21 protein-coding genes are annotated in these 23,415 nt (G+C 38.9%); 11 read left to right on the forward strand and 10 right to left on the reverse strand.

Annotation, left to right across the window (positions count from 1 at the left end):
• Positions 1 to 61: 61 nt before the first annotated feature.
• The 3 genes from FC093_RS06065 to FC093_RS06075 all read right to left on the reverse strand — a co-directional run bounded on the left by FC093_RS06065 (position 62) and on the right by FC093_RS06075 (position 2,607).
• A complete protein-coding gene (locus FC093_RS06065; RefSeq protein ID WP_137260852.1) occupies positions 62 to 424 on the reverse strand; it encodes a phage holin family protein in 363 nt (120 codons plus the stop codon).
• A gap of 5 nt (positions 425 to 429) precedes the next feature.
• Positions 430 to 1,710: a M16 family metallopeptidase gene (locus FC093_RS06070; RefSeq protein ID WP_137260853.1), complete on the reverse strand. Its 1,281-nt coding sequence runs from the start codon at positions 1,708 to 1,710 to the stop codon at positions 430 to 432.
• 156 nt (positions 1,711 to 1,866) lie between these two features.
• Complete coding sequence (locus FC093_RS06075; protein WP_137260854.1) at positions 1,867 to 2,607, reverse strand: LOG family protein; 741 nt, start codon at positions 2,605 to 2,607, stop codon at positions 1,867 to 1,869.
• Between the two features lie 111 nt (positions 2,608 to 2,718).
• Between FC093_RS06075 and FC093_RS06080 the strand changes: the two genes are divergently transcribed.
• Positions 2,719 to 4,446, forward strand: a complete 1,728-nt coding sequence (locus tag FC093_RS06080; protein WP_137260855.1) for a M14 family zinc carboxypeptidase — start codon at positions 2,719 to 2,721, stop codon at positions 4,444 to 4,446.
• On the opposite strand, the gene FC093_RS06085 is transcribed toward FC093_RS06080, so the two are convergent.
• On the reverse strand, positions 4,433 to 4,768 hold the full coding sequence (locus FC093_RS06085) for a HEPN domain-containing protein (RefSeq protein WP_170971008.1): 336 nt from the start codon (positions 4,766 to 4,768) through the stop codon (positions 4,433 to 4,435). The genes FC093_RS06080 and FC093_RS06085 overlap by 14 nt on opposite strands.
• 51 nt (positions 4,769 to 4,819) lie before the next feature.
• Positions 4,820 to 5,134: a nucleotidyltransferase domain-containing protein gene (locus FC093_RS06090; RefSeq protein ID WP_137260857.1), complete on the reverse strand. Its 315-nt coding sequence runs from the start codon at positions 5,132 to 5,134 to the stop codon at positions 4,820 to 4,822.
• 83 nt (positions 5,135 to 5,217) lie between these two features.
• Between FC093_RS06090 and FC093_RS06095 the strand changes: the two genes are divergently transcribed.
• The 4 genes from FC093_RS06095 to FC093_RS06110 all read left to right on the forward strand — a co-directional run bounded on the left by FC093_RS06095 (position 5,218) and on the right by FC093_RS06110 (position 9,673).
• Positions 5,218 to 5,985, forward strand: coding sequence for an exodeoxyribonuclease III (locus FC093_RS06095; protein WP_137260858.1), 768 nt, complete (start codon positions 5,218 to 5,220; stop codon positions 5,983 to 5,985).
• A 107-nt stretch (positions 5,986 to 6,092) separates the two neighbouring features.
• Entirely contained in the window at positions 6,093 to 8,519 is a 2,427-nt protein-coding gene (locus FC093_RS06100) for a DUF2339 domain-containing protein (protein ID WP_137260859.1), read from the forward strand.
• A complete protein-coding gene (locus FC093_RS06105; RefSeq protein ID WP_137260860.1) occupies positions 8,497 to 9,381 on the forward strand; it encodes a hypothetical protein in 885 nt (294 codons plus the stop codon). Before FC093_RS06100 ends, FC093_RS06105 begins: the two co-directional genes overlap by 23 nt.
• Positions 9,368 to 9,673 carry a DUF4286 family protein gene (locus FC093_RS06110; protein WP_137260861.1) on the forward strand — a complete coding sequence of 102 codons (306 nt, stop codon included), beginning with the start codon at positions 9,368 to 9,370 and terminating at the stop codon, positions 9,671 to 9,673. The genes FC093_RS06105 and FC093_RS06110 overlap by 14 nt, the downstream gene beginning before the upstream one ends.
• Before the next feature lie 251 nt (positions 9,674 to 9,924).
• Here the strand turns inward: FC093_RS06110 and FC093_RS06115 are convergent, their stop codons facing one another.
• From FC093_RS06115 to FC093_RS06135, 5 genes are all read right to left on the reverse strand, one after another.
• Positions 9,925 to 10,722: a murein L,D-transpeptidase catalytic domain family protein gene (locus FC093_RS06115; RefSeq protein ID WP_137260862.1), complete on the reverse strand. Its 798-nt coding sequence runs from the start codon at positions 10,720 to 10,722 to the stop codon at positions 9,925 to 9,927.
• 129 nt (positions 10,723 to 10,851) lie between these two features.
• Positions 10,852 to 11,874, reverse strand: coding sequence for an AI-2E family transporter (locus tag FC093_RS06120; RefSeq protein WP_137260863.1), 1,023 nt, complete (start codon positions 11,872 to 11,874; stop codon positions 10,852 to 10,854).
• 160 nt (positions 11,875 to 12,034) lie between these two features.
• Complete coding sequence (locus FC093_RS06125; RefSeq protein WP_137260864.1) at positions 12,035 to 12,820, reverse strand: sensor histidine kinase; 786 nt, start codon at positions 12,818 to 12,820, stop codon at positions 12,035 to 12,037.
• A complete protein-coding gene (locus FC093_RS06130) occupies positions 12,793 to 13,458 on the reverse strand; it encodes a hypothetical protein (RefSeq protein ID WP_137260865.1) in 666 nt (221 codons plus the stop codon). Before FC093_RS06130 ends, FC093_RS06125 begins: the two co-directional genes overlap by 28 nt.
• Positions 13,459 to 13,475: 17 nt before the next feature.
• Positions 13,476 to 14,081: a hypothetical protein gene (locus FC093_RS06135; RefSeq protein ID WP_137260866.1), complete on the reverse strand. Its 606-nt coding sequence runs from the start codon at positions 14,079 to 14,081 to the stop codon at positions 13,476 to 13,478.
• Positions 14,082 to 14,400: 319 nt separating this feature from the next.
• Between FC093_RS06135 and FC093_RS06140 the strand changes: the two genes are divergently transcribed.
• The 6 genes from FC093_RS06140 to FC093_RS06165 all read left to right on the forward strand — a co-directional run bounded on the left by FC093_RS06140 (position 14,401) and on the right by FC093_RS06165 (position 23,415).
• The gene (locus FC093_RS06140) at positions 14,401 to 15,792 is read left to right on the forward strand and encodes a DUF5723 family protein (protein ID WP_137260867.1); all 1,392 of its coding nucleotides are present in this window, start codon (positions 14,401 to 14,403) and stop codon (positions 15,790 to 15,792) included.
• A 465-nt stretch (positions 15,793 to 16,257) separates the two neighbouring features.
• Positions 16,258 to 17,055: a polysaccharide biosynthesis/export family protein gene (locus tag FC093_RS06145; protein WP_137260868.1), complete on the forward strand. Its 798-nt coding sequence runs from the start codon at positions 16,258 to 16,260 to the stop codon at positions 17,053 to 17,055.
• Positions 17,056 to 17,180: 125 nt separating this feature from the next.
• The gene (locus FC093_RS06150) at positions 17,181 to 19,517 is read left to right on the forward strand and encodes a GumC family protein (protein ID WP_137260869.1); all 2,337 of its coding nucleotides are present in this window, start codon (positions 17,181 to 17,183) and stop codon (positions 19,515 to 19,517) included.
• A 240-nt stretch (positions 19,518 to 19,757) separates the two neighbouring features.
• The gene (locus FC093_RS06155; RefSeq protein WP_137260870.1) at positions 19,758 to 20,291 is read left to right on the forward strand and encodes a UpxY family transcription antiterminator; all 534 of its coding nucleotides are present in this window, start codon (positions 19,758 to 19,760) and stop codon (positions 20,289 to 20,291) included.
• 264 nt (positions 20,292 to 20,555) lie between these two features.
• Positions 20,556 to 21,887 carry a nucleotide sugar dehydrogenase gene (locus tag FC093_RS06160; protein WP_137260871.1) on the forward strand — a complete coding sequence of 444 codons (1,332 nt, stop codon included), beginning with the start codon at positions 20,556 to 20,558 and terminating at the stop codon, positions 21,885 to 21,887.
• Between the two features lie 103 nt (positions 21,888 to 21,990).
• Positions 21,991 to 23,415 carry a lipopolysaccharide biosynthesis protein gene (locus FC093_RS06165; protein ID WP_137260872.1) on the forward strand — a complete coding sequence of 475 codons (1,425 nt, stop codon included), beginning with the start codon at positions 21,991 to 21,993 and terminating at the stop codon, positions 23,413 to 23,415.

The raw sequence follows: 23,415 nt of genomic DNA on the forward strand, positions 1-23,415 counted from the left end.
TTTAAGGTATCAGCTTTCAGCACAAAAATCTGCAGTTTTTTGCTCTGTCATCCAACAACTGTCATCTTCTTCGCTCCCTGGTCTTATCTCCTATAAGCACTTCAATAATATACGTAACAATAGATAATAAGATACTAAACCAAAAAGCTGCCCACCAGTTTTCAACGGTAAAGCCTGGCCCTACCAAAAAAGCCGTCCATTTGATGATAATGGTATTAATCACCAACAAAAACAAGCCAAATGTAAATACAGTAACCGGGATGGTTAATATAATTAAAATTGGTTTTATAAACGTATTTAATAATGCCAGCACCAGGGCAATAATAATAGCAGTAATACCGCTGTGGATTGTAACGCCCGGCAGCAAATAAGAGGCAATTAATGCTGCCATGGCGGTTACTAATATTTTACCTATAAAACGCATGTATTTTATATTACAGTCAACTCATAAAATTTTTCGGGCTGCAGGTATTTATTGGCTAATGCCTGCAGTTCCTGCGCAGTGATGGTTTTTATCACCTCCAAACTCTTATAAAAATAGTCTCGCTCCAATCCATGTAAAATATAATTTTTCCAGCGGTTGATGATCTGAAAAGGTCCATCAATATCGCCAAGCAGGGTGCCTATCATGTAGTTGCGCACGAGGTACAGTTCTTCTTCGCCAATAGGCTCATTACGCAGGCGCTCCATTTCGTGATACACTTCTTTAATGGTGGCTTTGGTTACGTCTCTTCCCGCTTCGGTGCTTACTACCCAGGCGCTTGTTTGTATATGGTTTTCTATATGGCTGTGAATGCCATAAGTATAGCCTTTATCCTCGCGGATATTGCTCATGAGGCGCGAGCCGAAATATCCCCCAAAAATGCTGTTGAGTACCTGCGCTTTGGGATAATCGGCATGATGACGGTTAGGGAAAGGCGTAGCGAGCCTGATGGCACTTTGTACGCCCTGTTCATCGTTGATGATGCGCGCCACTTTTTCGGCAGCAGGATGTGGCGGATGGTTGAAATGAGGCAATGATTCTTTATTAAAAGGCAATGTACCAAAGCTTTTGTTAAGCTGTGGTATTATATCATCGGGCAGCTTGCCGGCTACAAAAAGGAGGCATCTGCCATTAGTATAATAACGCCTAAAAAAATCCAGCAATTGTTCCTGCTCCAGTTCATCATACGCCAAGGTAGAAGTATAGCGCCCGTACGGATGATTAAAGCCATAGAGATATTCATCTATTAGCCGGTTGGCTACAAAATCGCATTTCTTCAAATTGACTTGCAGTCGCTGCTTTTGGTTTTGCTTATAAATATCTAATTCTTCTTCGGGAAAAATACTTTCGGTAAGCAACTCGCCAATTACCGGCAGCAGTTCGTTTACGTGCTTGCTAAGACAATGCAGGCTGAGTGTAGCTGTTTCACTGTTGCAGCGCCGGTTGAGGTATGCGCCATAAAATTCAAAATGTTCATTAATGTCAAAAGCACTACGTTGTCTCGTACCATTTTTCAATAAAAAATTGGTCGTAGCGGCTACTAGATTTTGCTGCTCATACCAGTTACCGGCAAAGAAAACAAGCTCTATCAGCAGTACATCCTGCGCGCCGGCATTTACAGCATATACCGGCGTGCCATTATCCAACGTATAGTAATCGTAAGGCTTTAGCTGCAAATCAAACGCAACGGGGTCTTGTATAGGAGGCGCTACCTTTCTGTTAATCATCTTCAACAATAAAATAAAAAATTAGTAATGAGAACAAAAGTAATTGTTAGCGGGGAGAAGTAACGAAGCAAGTTGGCAGGGCAAAATGATAATTGGATGCTAATAATTTATAAGATTATCAATCAACGTTTTTCAACTGTCATCTCATCAATTCATTTATGCCCGCCTACCATTTTCAAACAACAACCAAAAACGTTTGCGTGGCACAATTTTGTAATTGGTAGTAATGTAAGTACGGATGTGATTCATTGCTTCGTCTATATCATCGGTGAGCAATACGAGATTCATATCTGCCGGTGAAATGGTGCCCCTTTTTGCCATATCCTGTATGGCTTCCATCAGTTCTTTATAATACTCTTTTCCATATAATACAATAGGAAACTGCGTAATGGTTTTGGTTTGCACCAATGTAAGTGTCTCAAAAAATTCATCCATCGTACCAAAGCCACCGGGCAGAATGATGAAAGCATAAGAATATTTGATGAGTAGTGTTTTACGGACAAAAAAATAGTCAAACGTAATAGACTTATGCAGGTAAGGATTTTCTTTTTGCTCGTGCGGCAGCACAATATTGCAACCAATAGAAGTACCGCCATTCTCAAAAGCGCCGCGGTTAGCAGCTTCCATAATACCGGGACCACCGCCCGTCATCGTACTAAATCCAAGCTGCGCAATACGTTTCCCAAACTCACGGGCGGCTTTGTAATAAGGATCATTTTCTTTGAACCGCGCCGAGCCAAATACGGTGATACAGGGATTTTCGAAATGCAGTTTGCGGATGCCGATAAAGAACTGCCACATTACTTTTAAGAGAAAAACAAACTCATAACCACGGCTGTGCGGGCCATCAAGATACACATGTTCTTTTGCAGGAATAATACGTTCTGATTCTTTCATATAACACCCATCAATTATCTTATGCAAACTTAATAGTAGATAAAGGAAGCCAATACAACTATTTGTTATAACTATAGCCGTCTGCTATACTTTTACAAAAACTACTTCCGGATGCGCTATTCTTTTATACTGTTTTTTGTTGTTTCTTTTCTTTCGTCACAGGCACAACACACCACTACTTTGTTCGAACAATCCGGCGGCACACAAACACCCATTTATTTTCAAATTATAAATTGGTGGCAAAAGCTGGATGCGGCTTCCTCTATTGTAAGCATGCAAGCGATGGATACAACCGATTCCGGTTTTCCGCTGCACTTAATTTTGGTGAGTGACGATAAAGATTTCAACATCGCATCTGTTAAAGCAAAAAACAAAAGCATGCTGTTTATTAACAATGGTATTCACCCCGGCGAACCGGATGGCATAGATGCCAGCATGCTGCTCGTAAGAGATATGGTAGAAGGCAAATACAAACTACCAAATAACGTGGTGTTAGCCATCATTCCGGTGTATAATATTGGTGGCTGTTTAAACCGGAGCAAAAACTACCGGGTTGACCAAAACGGACCGGCAGCATTCGGCTTTCGCGGCAATGCAGAGAATTTAGATTTGAACAGAGACTTCATTAAATGCGATTCTAAAAACGCGCTGGCTTTTACCCATATTTTCCATTTGCTCGATCCCGATATTCAGATAGATAATCATGTAAGCAATGGTGCCGATTATCAACATATTATTACGCTGCTTTCTTCGCAGCGTAACAAGTTAGGTGGCATTTTAGGTGAATATTTGAATAAAACGATGGAGCCTGCAATTTACAATATGATGAAAGCAAAAGGTTATGATCTGGTGCCATATGTCAATCATTTTGGCGATAACACACCCGATGTTGGCTGGGCGGAATTTTGGGACAGCCCGCGCTACAGCAGCGGTTATGCAGCACTTTGGAACACCTTTGCTTTCATGCCCGAAACGCACATGCTAAAGCCTTACAAACAACGTGTAGAAGCGATCCTTGCCCTGATGAAAAGCTTTATAGAATTTACGGCAGCTAACAGTGCAGCCATTACGCAACTAAGGCAGGAAGCAAAGCAAAAGATGATTATACAAACACAGTTTCCCTTGCATTGGAAAGTGGATAGCACGCAGCCATCACAGATTGTTTTTAAAGGTTACGAAGCCGACAAAAGAAGGAGTAGCGTTTCAGGCTTACAGGTATTATATTACGATAGAAATAAGCCCTTTACCAAAGCAATTCCATTTTACAACGAGTATAAAGCCGATGTTTTTATTGATAAACCTAAAGCCTACATTATACCGCAAGGCTGGTGGAAAGTGATAGACAGGTTGAAAGCAAATAAAGTAATAATGACACCGCTTGCACACGATACGACCATTAACGTAGAATGGTATAAAATAGAAGATTATAAAGCAGCACCGCGCCCGTTTGAGGGGCACCATTTTAATACGAATGTTATTACTTCAACACACACCGATACTATTCATTTCCGTAAAGGCGATTATTATATTCCATTGAACCAAACCGCCAATCGTTTTTTGGTTGAAACACTTGAACCAACTGCTGATGACAGCTATTTTACCTGGAACTTTTTCGATGCGATATTGGGGCAAAAAGAATATTTTTCAGATTACGTGTTTGAAGAAACGGCCGCTAACTTTTTGCAATCGCATCCTGCTATAAAAGCAGCTTTGGAAGAAAAGAAAAAAATGGATACTGCATTTGCCAATAATGCAGAAGCACAATTAGATTTTATATTCCGCCATTCGCCATATATGGAGCCGGATTATTTGCGTTACCCCGTGTTTAGGGCGAAGTAAGGAGGGAAGTGATGTAGTTAATGTACTCTTTGGCCGAAAGTAACAATTGGTCTGCTTCTTCTCTTGTCATTGCCATAAAATCACCATAATCACTTTCTTGACTTTCTTGCATCAGAGTCTTATAGGAGTCTGCTTTTGCTTTATCAAACCCACCTTCCAACACAAAATCCTTATGCAATTCTGTTAAGGCGCCTTTATGTGTTTTAGGTGTTATATCTTTAGTAAGCAGCAATGCTAATGTTGTATGAAAGCAGACATAATACATACGGCTAACTGCCCCCATTATAAAATCTGTTTTGTAGCAAAATTTCTGCTTCTGCAAGTGCCGATTTCGCTTGTTGAAATTTTAACTGTATAGCAGCGTCTTTTCTACTCATAATGCAACAAGGTCATTTTTTGTTGAAAGCCATAAGGAGTACCAGCCTGGATGTTCTTCCCATTCATTTGTATTAACAACAGTATCAATCCAGAAGAAGTTATCTAAACCAAAAGAGCAAACAGCCTCATGAATCTCCTCCTTCAGCTCATGCGTTACCTCCTGCTCCGTCAACACTAAAATATCCCAATCACTTTCCTCATGCCAATCGCCGCGGGCACGGCTACCAAACAGCATTACTTTGGCATTGGGTACTATGCTCAATACTTTTTCTTTAATGGTTGCCAATATTTCTTCTTTCGTCATTGCCATACCTCAAATTTCGGAATTTTAAAACAAATCAATTTTCCGCATTGTCGTTTATTTTATTTTCGTCCGCTCAAAAATGGTTATTCATGCGTATTATTTCTTATAATGTCAATGGCATTCGTGCGGCTATCAACAAAGGCTTTATTGAGTGGCTGGCTACGCACCCTGCAGAGGTTATTTGCCTGCAGGAAATAAAAGCCTGTAAAGACGATGTGGATTGCTCCAAAATAGAAGAATTAGGCTACGAGACCTTCTGGTATCCGGCACAAAAAAAAGGCTATAGCGGCGTGGCTGTTTTTACCAAAATAAAACCCGACCATATCGAATACGGCAGCCAGATTGAGCAAAGCGATTATGAAGGCAGGGTTATACGCGCCGACTTTGGAAATATCAGTGTATTCAGTACGTATTTTCCTGCCGGTACCAGTGGCGACGAACGGCAGCAATACAAATATCAATGGCTGAATGAATTTCATCAATATTTGGAATGTTTACGCCAAACAAAACACCAACTGGTGATTTGCGGCGACTACAATATTGCACATACAGAAATAGACATTCACGACCCAAAAGGCAATAAAAAGAACTCCGGCTTTTTGCCCGAAGAAAGAGCCTGGCTCACCAACTTTTTCGGTAGTGGCTACATAGATACCTTCCGGCATATTCATCCCGATAAATTGCATCATTACACCTGGTGGAGTCAGCGTTTTCCTTCGGTAAGAGTACAAAACAAGGGCTGGCGTATAGATTACATTAGCGTTACAGATAACCTGAAAGAAAGCATAAAAGACGCGCAGATTTTACCACATGTCAAGCACAGCGATCATTGCCCGATATATGTGGAGATAGTATAAAGCAAGCATAGGGAAATATGCGTTATTAATTGTATGTTTATCAGGAAATTCAGGCAAGCGATAGCTGTTGGTAAACGCTATTCTTTTTGCACCAAAACATATAACGCATGATGATCCTTGTTGTATTGCTGCTGGTTATTATACTAATTATACTGCTGTCTTTTAAAAGCAGTACAAGCCGTAAACTGCAACAATTAGAGCAGGAACTAATACACTTACGAAAAGAGATTGCCCTACCTCCTGCCGCTACTGTTGCCGAAGAAAAAAAGCAAGTACCACCTATTATTCAGCCGGAACCAGAAGAAGAATGGGCTTCCGGCTTTAAGGTCGTAACCGATCCATCCCTAACTTCCAAAAAAGAAGACTGGCTGCCTAAAGAAGAACCCGAACATACGTCCGCACCAGAGGTTGTTTACACCCGGCAAGAGCCACTGCCAGTAAAAGAAGAGCAGTTTGTAGTATCATCAAAAGCAACAGGCAATATTGCGCCACCTAAGCCACCCAAGCCTACTTTCTTTGAGCGCAACCCGGATTTGGAAAAGTTTATTGGCGAAAACTTAGTTAGTAAAATTGGTATTGCCATACTGGTGCTGGCTATTGGCTATTTTGTAAAGTTTGCCATAGACAACAACTGGGTTGGCGCTGTAGGAAGAGTGAGCATTGGCATTGTATGCGGCGGTATATTGATAGGTGTGGCACATCGGCTGCGTAAAAATTATCATGCTTTTAGCTCGGTACTGGCTGGTGGTGGATTGGCTGTATTGTATTTTACCATCACACTGGCATACCAGCAGTTTCATTTGTTTTCTCAAACGGTAGCATTCATCATACTGCTGGTAATTACGGCATTTGCAGTATTGCTGGCATTACTGTACAACCGGCAGGAGCTGGCAGTTATTGCTTTAGTGGGTGGCTTTGCATCACCTTTCTTGGTAAGCAATGGCAGCGGCAATTATGTTACTTTATTTATTTATCTGCTTATACTCAATACCGGCTTACTCATTATTGCTTACAATAAAACGTGGCGTATATTAAATGTAACTGCCTTTCTTTTTACCGTTATTCTTTTTAGCTCCTGGCTGGCATCTTTACCCGATACAACAAACAAAAGTGTATATGCCAATGGGTTGTTGTTTGCAGCTATTTTTTACCTGTTATTTTTTGCCATCAATATTGCCAACAATATCAAAGAACGAAAGCAGTTTCTGGCTTTTGACTTTGGTATTTTATTGTTGAATACCTGTTTATTTTTTAGTGCCGGATTGTATTGTTTAAACAAGATGAACGCCACTGCTTACAATGGTTTATTCAGTGCAGTAATGGCGGTGTTTAACCTTGCTGCAACGTACTTTTTATTTAAGAAAAACAATCTTGATAAAAATATTTTATACCTGCTTATTGGCATCACGCTCACGTTCATTTCACTTACGGCACCATTGCAATTGCATGGACATTTTATTACTTTATTCTGGGCATCAGAAGCAGTGCTGCTTTGCTGGCTGTACATCAAGTCCAACATATCTATTGTACGGTATGCTTCGCTTATTGTTTATACTGCTATGCTCATCAGCCTGCTGATGGATTGGGTAAATGTGTATGTTTCTTTTTATCCGGTATCCGATAATTCCTCTTTACTTCCTGTTATAATCAATAGAGGGTTTATTACGGCTGTATATACTGCGGCTGCTTCTTACCTGTTTTTCTTTTTGTTGCATAAAACCAACATCGAAAAGTACGGCGATTTTGTACCGGCAAATACGTTTCGTTTTATTGCTATTGCGTTGCTTTTTATAGGCGGAATCATTGAAACAAACTACCAGTTCAGCCATCGTTTTCCTTTTACCAACATTGCCTTATTGTATATACAGCTATATATTTTTTCCTTTGTTTTATTACTGTTTTTAATAACTAAGCGGTTTACCCGCTTTACCTGGAGCAATCGCTTTCGGGTGGCGGTATTAGCTGCCTGTATTATGCTGTATTTTACACAACTATCTGCTACCGTGCAAATACAAAATGTATTATTCTTAAAAGAGAACAGTGCATACAGCTACCTCTTTGCCGGGCATTGGATAAGTGCATTGCTGCTGGCGATCATCATATATCGATTAACTAATGTTACGCGGCAAAACAAAGAAAAAAATATAGCTGCATGGCTCTTGTGCGGCACTGTAGTGGCTTATCTAAGTGCAGAAGTGTATCTGCTAATGAACAATCTGTTATTTGCACATACCAATGCTGCAGAGATAGATCGGGTGTTTGTAAAAGTAGTGCTGCCCGTATTGTGGGGCTTATGCTCCTTTGGCTTTATGTGGCTGGGTATGAAGCATCAGTATAAAACTTTGCGCATTATATCGCTTTCGCTATTCTCCATCACTTTACTCAAATTGTTTATTTACGACATTAGTAATATACCTATAGCTGGCAAAATAGCTGCTTTCTTTTGCTTAGGTGTATTGCTGCTTATTATTTCCTTTATGTACCAGCGATTGAAAAAAATTATTATTGAAGATGAAAAGAAGCAAGGTGCATAAATACAGCTTTGTATTAATGGCAATGTTAAGCATGTTTTGCTTTTATGCAACAGCTCAAAGTTTTCGCTATAAAGCAACGCTTGATAGTGTGCAGCAAAGCAGCTTCTATACCATTCCTTTATCACCGGCTGTTGTAGCGGAGTGTCAGCCGCAGTTTGGAGACATACGGATAAAAGACGATGCAGGTAAAGAGATTTCCTATATTTTAAAGCAGCAAACCACTGCTAATAACAGTTTTGACGCTCTTCCACAGCCTGCCATCATGCAGCACGACAGCAGTGATAAAAAAAGTTATATACAACTGCTGTTTGGTAAATATTACCAGATTAATAAGCTCCGGTTTTCGCTAAGCGGAGCAAAGTTTTTCAACCGCTCGTTTACTTTGTATGATGGCTCTGATAATGCACTGCTGGCGTCAGGCAATGTAACCTCCCGCGATAGCAGTATCACCATCAACATGCATGTAAAAACAAATACATTGTTGCTGGTGATTAACAATCTCGATAATACACCACTCCGGATAAATAAATTAGCTGTTTACCAGTTGCCTGTTGCTGTGATTGCTTATCTGGATGCCGGAAAAAAGTACAGCTTGTTTTTCGGCGATTCTTCTTTAAACACGCCGGCTTACGACCTGCAGTATTTTAGCGATAGCATTCGTGCTGGCACTCGTGTATTAGCCATAAAAAGTATTGAAAAAATTACTGTGCCTGCCGGTACAAAAACCAATGTTGATAATCACATACATACCTGGCTGCTTTGGAGCATCATTATTGCAGTGTTGCTAATGCTCATTTACTTTTCTTTTGCATTGATAAAAGATATTAACCAAAAAAACACTAATACCGATGCTCATTTATAACATCACGATGCAGGCTGAGTGGCAGATACACGATGCATGGCTGCTTTGGATGTACGAAACTTATTTACCATATGCTATGGAGAGCGGATGCTTTGAAAAATATCAACTGGTACAGCTGTTGGAAACAGATGATTCGGAAGGACCTACTTATGCACTGCAGTTGTATGCGCAAAGTAAAGCCGATTACAACCGCTACCTGGAATTGTACCTGCCGCAAATAGAGCATCAAAGCCTTGAAAAGTGGGAGGGCAGCCTGGTATCATTTGCCACACTGATGCAGGTGGTAGAGTAAATTTTTAAGATTTATGTCCGTCATTGCGAGCGAAGCGAAGCAATCTCTGGGTTATAGTAAAATCATAATGACCCTGTAATGATGAATACTAACTTTATTATAAACATCCAATTTAACTATCGATAGTGATTCTAAACTACCCACCGGTTGCTTCGCTCGCAATGACGATGGTTGCTTCAACCGGCAAATATATAAGCACACCTTTCAGGTGCGCTTATATAAAGACTTGTTATTGTAAATACGTTTACCGCTTACTGCTGAGGAGCCACTGTTATTTCCTGCAAGGGAAGCTCCGGCATTGTTAAAGACGGCCATTCAAAACGGGCATTCAATATAGAGGAGCTATGTGCATAAACAGGATCGCTGGTATTGATGAAAAAGCAACTTCCACCTTTTATTTTATCAATAATCTGGTTACAATCTGTGCGCGAAACAGCGGGGCAGCCCCAACTGCGTCCCATCATAGCGCCATTGGCAGCACGCTCTGCACTCACATAATCGCTGCCGTGCATTACCACAGCGCGGTCGCGCACATTACCGTTAAAATTTCTCTCCATTCCGTCAAAACGCATGCTGTAGCCATTATGCCCAACATAAGTTTCGGCAGTTACTAAAAAGCCCTCTGAGCTTTTATTGGAGCTATTTACATTGGAAAAGGAGGTGGCCATGGTGCCGCCGGAATTATGTCCGTGTGCAACATAAGTGTTAAATAACAGCTTGCCGGCTGCGAGATCTATTACATACAGGCGTTTTTGGCTGCTGCTTTGCGTATAATCACAAATAGTAAGTATGTTTTCTTTAGTCAGTTTGTTTTTGCTCAGCAGGTATTGATAGCCTTGATAGGCTTTAAAAAAGGCTTCGCGGCCAAGACCAGCCTCGTCAAGATGAATGTTGGTGTACAACGAATCTACCAGGCTGTGGGCAGCAGATGCTGTACTACCGGACAATAAAGAAGGAAAATGTTTTCCATCATTAGGTCCTGTTTCTGTAGTAGATTTTGTGGTAAAGGAACAAAGGAAAATGGAACACAATAAAACAAATCTCCGCATTATGTTTTCTTATTTAGTTGATATTAGAAAAATGGTTGTTTAGACATATTAATGCTCAAAACAACCATTTTATTGTGAGACTGCAAAGGTACAACGATTAAATAAGGATGAAAAGAGGCTGAAATGATATTAACGTTTGGTTTGCTTACTACCAAATTCATTAACATAAATACGCACCAGGAGTACAAAAAGGGAGATAAGAATAGGCCCAAAAATAAGCCCGATAAAACCAAATAAATTAATGCCGAGCACTACGCCAAAAATGGTAATCAGCGGGTGTACGTCGCCCAGCTTTTTCTGCAGTGCAAACCTGAATACATTATCGGTAAGCCCCACTACTGCCAGCCCATAAATAAGCACGGCAATGCCTTTCCACGCAGGGCCTTGCGCCAGCAATAATATGCTCAGCGGCACGTAAGCTGCTGCTGCACCAATAATAGGCAGCATAGAGCCAAATACCGTAAGCACAAACCAAAACAAGGCGTCAGGAACGCCAAAAATCAGGTATCCTGTCAATGCTACGAAGCCTTGCGCAAAGGCAATGAGCGGCACACCTATGGCATTGTTGAAAGTGAGCTCCTGCAGGTCTTTACCCAGCCATATCACATTTTCATCCTTAAGCGGTATGTACTTGATAAGGGCTGCTTCCATTTCTTTGCATTGCGTAAGCATAAAATAAAGCATAAAATACATTAGCAGCACAGAAGTAAGTGTATTAAAAGTAGCGCCTAATATATTGGGCAGCATCGTAGTAATCATATTACCTGCCTTATCAATGTTATTGACCGATAATATTTCCAATCCGTATCTTGCTTTCATCGTATCAGAAAAATGCTGTATTACAGCTAATACCTGATTGGAGTGCTTAACAACGTCCGTAATTTTATGCCCTACCAGCGTAGTAAAAACCCACAATGGAACCAGCACCACAAGGACAGATACAACAATAAGAATAGTGGCAGACAAGCTTTTTTTCATCTTGCGTTTATATACCATATTCATCATGCTCCTGCGCATAATGACGTAAAAGGTAACTGCCCCTAAAAAGGCCGGAATAAAAGCCGAAAGTTTAAAAAGTATTAAAACGCCTAAAGCAACAAGCAGCAGATAAAATGAAATTTGTTTAAGACGGAGAGGCGGCACCGGATCCATAGCTTAATAAAATTTGCTAAAAGTAAATTTTTAATAATGAAGCAGTTAAGCTATGTTCAAAAAAGATGCCTAAGAAAAGGGAAAAGAAACAAGAGACAATAGGCAATTAGATTTAAAGTTTAAAATGGATGCCCTTATGTAGACTGCCGTCATCTATCTTTTACCTGTTTTCTTGTTGTACAGGCAAGGTAATGAGCACCTGTGTGCCCCGGTTGGGTAGCCTGTTCCAGGCAATGGTGCCGCCCAGCAGTTTGGTGCGGTGTTGCATATTGAGAATACCCACGCCGGTTAAAGGTTTGCCGTCCTGATTAATGCCAATGCCGTCGTCTTCTACAGTTACTATAATGCGTTCATCAGTAGATGAAGTCTGGATGGCAATATCGCGCGCGTGTGCATGTTTGATGCTGTTTTGCAATGCTTCCTGCACAATGCGAAAGAGCATCACCTGCGCCTCTGGCTGTAGGGGCAAATAAGTAGCAGACGTAGTGTATTGTATATGGATAGTACCTGCCGTATTAATGCGCTCTGTTTCAGCTTTCAGGTTATCTACAATGTTAAACTGGTGCAGCCATTCCTTATTGAGGGATTTTGATAAAGCGCGTAAATCCTGGATGGCTTTGTTCAAAGTGGCTTCGGCAGTTTTGAACGTATCGGGGGTATTGTTTAAATTCATTCCGGTAACATCGAGCAGCATCTTGGTACTGCTGAGTAGCTGCCCAATATTGTCGTGCAGTTCTTCGCTTATCTGGTGAAGCGTGGATTCGTGGGTTTCGAGCTGGGATTGTAGGAGGGCTTCGTTGTATTGGCTTTGTAATTCTAACTTTTCCTGTATATAATGGTTGTACCTATTTCTATATTGAACAATAATCATAATAAAAAACAATAGCAGCAAAACCGCAAGTAAAGATGCAAAGAAAACTATTTTGATAATTTCTGCTGCTGCCATGCTATTATAAAAGAAATGCTTAACAGTAAATACATTAATAAATTAGAGACATTCATAATGATAGAAAAGAAATATCTAAAATCCTTTTCTACTGGAGTTCTAATATAAGCAAAGTATTTATGAAGCACAAATATGATCCCTAAAGGAATGGTATATAATAAGTAACTACTCGCAACGTAAAAAAACATTTGTCTTAAAGGATGCACAACTTCCAAGCTGCTCAAAAGCTGTATCATATAAAGAAGAGCAGCAACTGCAACTAAAATGCATCCGAATATTAATGTATAATCAACTAACACATAAATCGAATTTATATAAACTTCAATCAACCAGCTACATAAAAACAGTACCATTAAGCCATTTATAAATTTTCTTTTCGTTACAGATAGAAGTGCCTTATAGCAGCTAAAAAGATAAAATAAAAAAAACACCAAAATTGCAAAATTATTAAGCACATGATTAGAAGAATAATGCCAGTCTTGTATAAGTAATGTAGAAAGAGTCTCATTAACAATTACCAGAAAACAATATAATGTAAAAACACGGAAATACTTATCTACGTTTTTTGTAAATAACAATAAACTACATAAAAAAGCAATACACTCTGCAATAAAGTATGGCGTAAGTAAAGGCTGCATTTAGAATTGACTTATAATCATGGATAAATATGACCAACATCATAAGCACGTGTATTTGCTATAGTCACTGGTATACTTGGCTTAAGCAAATGAATGACTTCGTTATCTAAAGTAGTAACTCTACCTTCTTGTGTACCACTTTTTTCAAACTTTGTAGCCACGGCTATAATTGTAGCCCTATTCTTTCTATAGCTTGTTTCATTTTGCGGATATAAACCAATCATGAATGCAACGCCCCGCTTATCAACCGGTATATTATTTAAATCGGAATCTATCAGATGAAATAACGCTCTTAATTCGCTTATGGTAAAACACACGGCATAAGGTATCTGTTTATCCGTTGTACTATTACTACAATAAATTTTACGAAAGTTTATTACTAGGTTTTTCACTTCTACGGGATCAACAGGTTGTCCTAAAATCTTTTCAAACTCTCTTTTTTGATCATCCGTTGACACTGTATTTTTTGTTCCAAAAGTGAAATTAGTATCTACATCAGTTTGCTTTCCAGCTATGGAATCAGAATTAGAATTTTTACAAGCGGTTAAGCTGAAAAGCAAACCTGTAAGTGCTCCTATACCAAAGCCTAAAAGTGACATTATACTGTACTTTTGCAATTTCATAGTTGTTTGTTTTTAAAGGTTAAATATTTAATTCCTCCTACAATTTTCCCAAATTATTTCATTCCACCAAACCGCTTTTTCCACACAAACACACGTGAAAAACACCCTTTTTAAATCCGATATTCTCACATTGTACACAAGTTACAGCCTGGCTACTTTTGAGTTGTTGTTACGCAGATTATTGCTTCATATACAATTCAAAGAATGGGAAGCCCTAACCCTTTCTCCAAAGGCTGAACCGGCGCTTAAATAAACGCCGGCCTTCAGCCGGTAAGATCTCGATCTTAAACATTATTCATCACGCTAAACCCATATTACTATGAAACCAATGCTATCACTCGCTGCTTTGTTACTTATTATTACCATCGTACAGGCACAATCATTTATTGGCTGCCGCTCTGGCAATTACGCCGGCGTTAATGGCGTGTTTTTCAATCCTGCGTATGCCGCAAACAGCCGCTACCATTGGGATTTTAATCTAGTGCAATTAAATGCTTCGGTGTACAACGATGCTGCTTCGTACAAGCTTAGTTCCCTTACCAAAAACTTCAACGGCGATGAAGTGCTGAATAAGTTGTATGGCAGCAGCAACGCCAACGCACTGGTAAATGTGGATATATTAGGGCCGTCGCTTTTATTTAGCATCAACAGCAAAACAGCATTTGCATTTACCACACGCTACCGGGTGTTTGGCAACCTGCGCAGCATAGATGGCACTTTGCTGCAATCCATCAAAGGCGATGATGCACCTGCTTCGCTCAACATTACCAACAACAACATGCAGGTAGCTGCTACCGGCTGGATGGAAGCAGGTGTCACCTGGGCAAATGTGTTGTATAAAAGTGACAACCATTTCTTCAAAGGTGGCATCAGCCTTAAATACCTGGGTGGCATTTCCAATGCATCTATTAGTGCGCACAACCTCAATGCCATCCTTAGTCAGGATATTACTAAAGACAGCTATTTTGCTGGTAATGCTTCGGGAGATATTAACCTCCGTTTTGCGGGTGCTTCTCCAGGCAATCTATCGGTTAACGATTTGACGAAATTTAATGGTACAGGTGCAGGCATCGACATTGGATTATCTTACGAATATCGCCCCAATAGCGAACGTTATAAACTGGCTGATGGCAGCTGCAAACGCAGCGAAAATAGGTATAAAATAAGAGCTTCGGTGGCATTGCTCGATGCGGGTAGCATTCATTTTAAAAGCGACCCCAAACGCAGCGGAAGCTATACCGCCGGCATTACTGGTTCCGACCAATTCAATCTGGATGCTTTAAATACAGATATTGATAATATTAAAGCAGCTTTTGATGCCAACCCGGCACTCTTTATACCCACGAATGCAAACAACAGCAGCAGGTACAAAGTAAGCCTTCCTACTACGCTGATGACGGAAGTAGATTATCATTTCAACAAAGGTTTTTATATTAATCTTGCCACTCATTTATCGCTTGCCAACAGCAACGATGTATATAAGATGAATACTTCAAACAGTGTAATACTTACGCCCCGCATAGAAACGCCGTTTGCAGGACTGTATGTGCCTGTGCAGGTGAATAATATGACCGGCTTTGATGCCGGTGTAGGTTTGCGCATAGGCAAACTGGTCGTTGGCTCGTCCAATCTATTAACTGCCCTGGGCGACAGTAAAATGGTGAATGCTTACGTAGGTATGCGGTTGTTGGGTAGCAGGATCAAAAACTAATACCCAAAAGCAATTATACATTATTTGTTTGGCAAAATAAAAAGCAGTTATGAAATGTGCTTCGTAACTGCTTTTTATTTTTGAAGCTTTTTGAGCTTACATATACAGTAATTGATTTAGCCCCTTCTTTGTTCAGAATAGAAATGAAAATGCCAATCTGGCAAATTTTATTATAATATTTATCTCCGATTAGTATTTGGTTCTCTATTTGGGATTTTAATGTTTTTTTAATATCATTTAGTATCTGTTATTATATTGTTATGTACTTTTATAGTACCGAGATACAGTTTCCAACCTACTGAAAACTCGCGCACAAATAGCTGGCACCTAAACTTTCAGGTATAAAGGAACCCTAAAGCACAAACAAGGAATTAAAGACAAGAAGAATTAATTTATCTGCCACCCCTATTGAGAAATAATCAAGTCAACAGTCGTTGAATAAATGCAATATTCAAAATCAAGTCAATGGAAAAAAGAGGTCTTTTTTTCTCAGGTATTGTATTGCCATGTGTGTTCGTATTTTTATTTACTTCTTGTGTCAACACAAAAAAGGCAGTTTATTTTAATAATATAGCAGATACAGTGCTGCCGGCATTAGTGGATGGCCTGGAGCCGGTGATTCAGAAAGGTGATTTATTGAGTATATCGGTAAGCAGCTTAAGTCCAGAAGTAACAACTATATTTAACGCAGCTAATACACCAGCCAGTTCCAGCGATCTCTCCAGTAGTACCCTGTCACAAGCAGTTGGCTATCTTATAAGCCAGGATGGAAATATTGATTTTCCAATGTTGGGCACTCTTAGTGTTGCAGGCCTTTCTAAAGAAGCGCTTAAAGATTTAATAACACATAAATTAGAAGAAAAGAAATTATTGTTCAACCCGGTTGTAACTATACGGTATTTAAACTTTCATGTTACGGTATTAGGAGAAGTAAGTAAGCCGGGTGTTATTACTATACCAAATGAGCAGGTAACCTTGTTAGAAGCTATTGGCATGGCTGGCGACCTGACTATATATGGAAAGCGCGATAATGTACTGTTGTTGCGAAAAGAAAACGGACAAAAAATAGTACAGCGGCTAAACCTGAATTCAGAAAGTTTGCTTAGCTCACCTTATTATTATTTAAAATCGAATGACGTAGTATATGTAGAGCCCAATAAAAATAAAGTGACAAGTGTAAGTCAAAGCAGGCAATTGCTGCCTATTATATTAAGTGGACTGTCATTTTTAACCATTATAGCTGATCGCATTATTGTAAACTAACCCATAAAAAGTATAAAGAATTATACAACCTGAGGAAAAGCTCTTAAAATATAGAGGTACTAAGATAATAAGCTAAGTGCACCTGTGTACCCATTTTAAATCGAATAAAATTAAATAAACTGTCAATGCAGCCTAATATATTAGAGTCCGAACAACCGCAGGATAACCTGCTTCGGCCCCTATTATTAAAATACCTTTCTTATTGGCCTTTGTTCTTAGTATTACTTATACTTTGCGGGGCAGGTGCATTGTTATACTTGCAGTTTAAGGTACCGGTTTATGAGCTGAAAGCAACGATTATCATTAAAGATGAACAGAAAGGTATGGACGACTCCAAAATGATTGAATCGCTTGATGTGTTCAGCTCTAAAAAACTGGTGGAAAATGAAATTGAAGTCATTAAATCGCAAACATTAGCGCAGGAAGTGGTAAGAAAACTGCACCTGTATGCACCTGTCAGTGAAAAAGGAAGATTTACAGATCGTTCTGCCTATATCGCTTCCCCTGTTCAAATAGTGGCAAAATACCCGGACTCGATCGAAGCAGTTAATAAAGTAAACTTTACTTATAATGCCGGCAAGCAACAGGTGGTTATTAACCATACTGCTTACCCGCTGCTACAGTGGGTCAACAGCCCTTATGGTGTATTGAAGTTTATGCCCAATCCAAACTACGGGCACCAGCCATCGCGCACTGCTAACACCTTATATTTTTCGCTTGTGCCAGTTGAGTATGTGGCGGATGATTTGGTGGCGACCCTGGAGGTTTCAGCCTCAAACAAGCTTTCTACAGTAGTGAATATAAGTTTTAAAGACGAGCTGCCGCAGCGGGGAAAAGCTATTGTAAATGAACTGATTGCGGCTTATAACCGCGCAGCTGTCGTAGAGAAGAATATACTGGCTGCCAATACACTTGCTTTTGTACAAAACCGCTTGCAGTACGTAGTGCAAGAGCTTGATTCTGTAGAAACAAATTTGCAGCATTTTAAGACACAAAATAAGATAGTGGACATAGATGCGCAGGGAAAGCAATTTTTACAAAATGTTGGAGAAAATGATCAAAAGATTGGCGACCTCAACATGCAGTTGGCAGTATTAGACCAGGTTGAAAATTACGTTTTGGGCAAAGGTGGTAAAGGCAGTATCGTCCCTTCTACTTTTGGTATTACCGACCCTGTATTATCCAACTTGCTGGAGAAACTATACAATACAGAACTGGAGTATGAAAAAGTAAAAAAAATTGCTCCGGAAAATAATCCAATACTGGTTTCAATAACCGACCAGATAAGCAAAATAAAGCCGGGCATATTAGACAACATAAAAAGCCAGCGCAAGGGCTTAATAGCTGGTAAACGAGATCTGGAAACTACTAATGGCAAATACACTTCTATGTTGAGTAGCATACCGTCAAAAGAACGGAAATTACTTGAGATCAGCCGGCAGCAGTCAATTAAAAACAATATTTATACTTTTTTACTGCAAAAACGGGAAGAAGCAGCTATTTCCTACGCTTCTGCAGTAGCTAACAGCCGGCTCGTGGATAGTGCCATCGCTTCTAAATACCCGGTAAGCCCAAATAAGCTGACTATTTACCTTATTGCACTTGTTGTAGCTGTAGGATCTGGAGCTACGTATATAGAAGTGAAAGGCTTTCTTAATACCAATATTTCTTCCAGAAATGAGATTGAAAAATATACATCTGTTCCTATTGTAGGAGAGTTGGTAAAAAGCGATTTTAAAACGCCTGTTGTGGTAAGTGAGGATGCCAGTAGCCTTATTGCCGAAGAGTTCCGGCAATTACGTACTGCACTAGGCTATTTGGGCATTAACGCTCGTAAAAAGCGATTGCTGATTACATCATCAATATCTGCAGAAGGAAAAAGTTTTGTGGCAGTGAATTTAGCTATGAGCCTTGCATTAGCGAATAAGAAAGTAGCATTAGTAGATATAGATTTACGCCGGCCAGCATTGGCCAGTATGCTTAATATGGCAGAAACAGAGGGTATCAGTCAATACTTAAAAGGAGAAAAGGAAATAGAAGCCATTATTAAGCGAACTGAATATAGCCCTAATCTATTTCTTATACCGTCTGGTCCTGCTACCAACAACCCGTCAGAATTGTTGTTAAATGGTAAAATAGAGGACTTATTTACTTACCTGGCAGGCGCATTTGAATATATTATTATAGATACTTCGCCGATGAATCCGGTAACGGATGCAAGCATTCTATCCCCCTTGTGCGATGCTACTTTATATATCATACGCCAGAGTATTACACCAAGAATGTTTGTGCAGAAATTAGATAAGTATAGCCGGGTAAAAAATTTAAAAAATATAGCCATCGTTCTGAACGGTGTAAATACTAAGGGATTCAACAGATATAATAATGGTTATAGCTATGGTTATAGCTATGTAGAAAACAAAAAAAATATAATTATTAAAGGATTAGGTAAAATAGTCTGAAACCATATAGACTTGTTTAGTTAATAAAAGAGAAATTAACCTTTGCTTGTTTTAGATTGATAGTTTATTAAAATGCTTGTAGAAGTTGTAAAGGCCAGTTATATATAGTACAAGCATTTTGCTACAACTGAAATCAGTTGTTATCATTTGTTTTTTATTGTTTAAAAATTACTCGGTACACAAAGCTCCCTGTGACTGGATTGGGCGGAGCCTGTCAAAAATAAAAACGATTAAATCCTTATGAATAAAGAAATAAAATGGTATGCAGTTTACACACGGCCGAAATGGGAAAAGAAAGTAGCACATTTATTGGCAAAGAAAGGCATAGAAGAATACTGCCCATTAAATAAAGTATGCCGGCAATGGAGTGACCGCAAAAAAATGGTACAGGAACCCCTATTTACTTCCTATGTATTCATAAGAGTAACAGAAGCAGATCACCTGAAAGTAAAACAAACGGAAGGGGTGTTGAATCTGGTGCATTGGCTTGGCAAACCTGCGGTTATTAAAGAGGAAGAAATAGAAGTTATTAAACATTTCCTGAATGATTACCAAAATGTGCAACTGGAAAAAGCGGAAGTGAATATAAATGATAGAGTAAGAATTATAGATGGACCATTATTATCTATAGAAGGAAAAGTAATTGCAGTAATGAACCACTCTGTTAAAGTAGTACTTCCTTCGCTAGGATATACTATGACGGCAAAGGTGCAAAAATCACATATTGAGAAAGTGCCTGCAGATGAGAAAACTAAAGTGATTGTTACAATTTGAACATCCTAATAGCAAGCTATAGTACCTAACTTATTGCATTATATATAATGCACCTGTTATTCTGGAAATAGATCTCTATACACCCTGTTTTGGCGGAATGATACTCTTTATATTACCAGTAATAACTTGCTAAACTGCGCAAGTAATAAGCTAAATGTATAACATATATGCAAAGTAATCTTAACGAAGAGTAGCCTACCATAATCAAAATTAACTGTGCTACTTACTCTAATAAACATTATCATATTTTAAAAACAAAATGTTATGGTAAAAGACTATAAAATAGCCGTGATCGGGCTTGGATACGTTGGTTTACCCATCGCTATGGAGTTCGCAAAAAAGTATCGGGTAACAGGCTTTGATATTGATAAACATAGAATAGAGGAGCTGAGAACTGGGTACGACAGGACTCAGGAAGCTGATCGGAAAGAGTTAAAAAAGATACTGGCAGCAGAAAATGTTCTGCTGCCAGTTGCGGAGGAGTCTATGGTATTAGAGGAAGAAGAGATAACCAGTAGCTTACAGTTTTCTTACGATCCAATAGATTTATTAGATGCAAATATTTATATTATAACTGTACCAACACCCATTGATGCATTTAAAAAACCGGATCTTATCCCTTTGCTGAAAGCAAGTGAAACAGTAGGTAAAGCATTAAATGTGGGTGATATTGTTATTTACGAATCTACTGTTTACCCGGGATGTACGGAAGAGGATTGTGTACCGATTTTAGAGGAGTTTAGCGGGCTGAAGTTTAATATGGAATTCTTTTGCGGCTATTCACCGGAACGCATCAATCCCGGCGATAAAATAAATACACTAACGAAAATAAAAAAAATCACTTCGGGCTCCACGCCTGAAACAGCCTCAATCGTGGATGATTTGTATGCCAGCATTATTACTGCAGGAACATATAAAGCACCAAGCATAAAAGTAGCAGAAGCAGCCAAAGCCATTGAAAATGCACAACGAGATGTCAATATTTCCTTTGTAAATGAATTAGCATTGATATTTGATCTTATTGGTATAGATACACAGGAAGTAATTGAAGCAGCTTCAACTAAATGGAACTTTTTAAAGTATAAACCCGGACTAGTAGGCGGTCATTGTATAGGTGTCGATCCTTATTATCTGGCACATAAAGCGGAATCATTGGGTTACCACCCTGAGGTGATTTTATCGGGCAGAAGAGTGAATGATAACATGGGACACTTTATAGTAAATAAAGTGATTAAATTAATGATTGCAAAAGAAAATAAAATAAAAAACGCCAGAGCCTTAGTACTGGGCATAACGTTCAAAGAAAACTGCCCCGATATACGCAATTCAAAGGTGATTGATATATACCACGAGTTGCATCAGTATGGCTTATGCGTTGACATATACGATCCCTGGGCTGACCCTGAAAAGGTAAGGAGCGAGTATGGCGTTAGATCGTCAAGAGAACTTAATGGAACTTCTTATGATGTGGTTATTTTAGCAGTGTCTCATAAAGAATTTGAAACAATTGATTTACAACAACTATGTAAAAGCAACGGGGTAGTTTATGATGTGAAAGGTTTTTTTAGAAAGGATTTTGTTGATGCAAGGTTATAAAATGGATTGAACCTTTGACTGTGATGGATGTATATATTATTATTCTTTAAACCTGGTTAAAACACGTAGCAGGTAATTGATATTGTTCTTTCAAACAGAAGCTTTGCTTAAGGAAATGCAGATCCAAACCAATCAGGAATCTAAAGCTTTAAAATATAGTTTTACTGTATTACAAAAAGCCAATAAACTTTTAAATAAAGGACATGCCCGTAGCATAAAAGCAAAGAAGAATATTTTAATCTCATTTTTAGTTAAAGGAATTAGCATAGCTATAAGTTTTATACTGGTTCCGCTTACTATTAGCTATGTTAATGCATCGCAATACGGTATATGGCTCACCCTAAGTTCAATAATAGCCTGGGTTTCGTTTTTTGACATTGGTTTTACACAAGGCTTGCGCAACAAATTTGGAGCTGCTAAAGCACATAGCAATATTTTGTTAGCGAGGATATATGTTAGTACAACCTATTGCTGCCTAGCACTTATTTTTAGTATACTATGGATCTTTTTAATAAGCATCAACCAAGTTATCAACTGGCATAGCTTATTAAACATTCCGGCAGCTATGGAAGGCGAGGTTTCCAGACTTGCCACGATTGTATTCTCTTATTTCTGCTTTCAATTTGTTTTCCGCATAATAAATACAATCCTTATTGCCGACCAAAAACCGGCAATGGCATCATTCCTAGACATGTTGGGCCAGCTATTGTCGTTGGCAATTATTTTTGTGCTTACCAGGTTTGGCAATGGATCATTACTGCGACTTGGGTTAGCAGTTGGGATTGGACCTACCCTCATTTTAATTCTTTCAAACTTTTTTCTATTTAAAACAAAATATAAAAATTATAGGCCTTCTATTGCTCTTATTAGAAGAGAGTATGCTAAGGACATAATGACAATTGGTTTGAAATTCTTTTTAATAAACGTTGTGGCTATTGTTCAGTATGAGTCTTCCTTATTTTTAATTGCGCATTATTTTGATACTGTACAAGTCACCGCATATAATATTGCATATAAATACTTTTCCAGCCTGCACATGGTTTTTACTATATTGATTTCTCCATTGTGGAGTGGCGTAACTAATGCTTATAATTGCGGCGATATAGTATGGGTAAAAAATGTTGTAAAGAAGTACCTCTTAATTCTTATTCCATTTATTCTGTTAGGAGCTGTAATGCTGGTATTTGCCAATACAGTTTATGAATTATGGATAGGTAAAAATGTTGTAATTATAAAATCAAGTATTTCTTTGCTTTGTTACATATTTTTTGCAACAGGCATGTTTGCCAGCATCTTTGTTTCGGTTCTTAACGGAATAGGAGCCCTGAAAGTACAGTTTATAACTGCAATTTTTACTTCAACCGCTTTTTTGCTTGTTTCATTAACACTTATAAAGCAATATCACACAGGAGTTGAGTCAATTTTAATTGCTTCTATTGTTGCCAACGTGTATGGTTATATTATAGCTCCACTGCAGTACTATAATATCTTTATTAGAAAATCAAAAGCCAGCATTTGGTATAAATAA

It is taken from the genome of Ilyomonas limi, from assembly GCF_005233845.1.
In the GTDB taxonomy this organism is placed as follows: domain Bacteria; phylum Bacteroidota; class Bacteroidia; order Chitinophagales; family Chitinophagaceae; genus Ilyomonas; species Ilyomonas limi.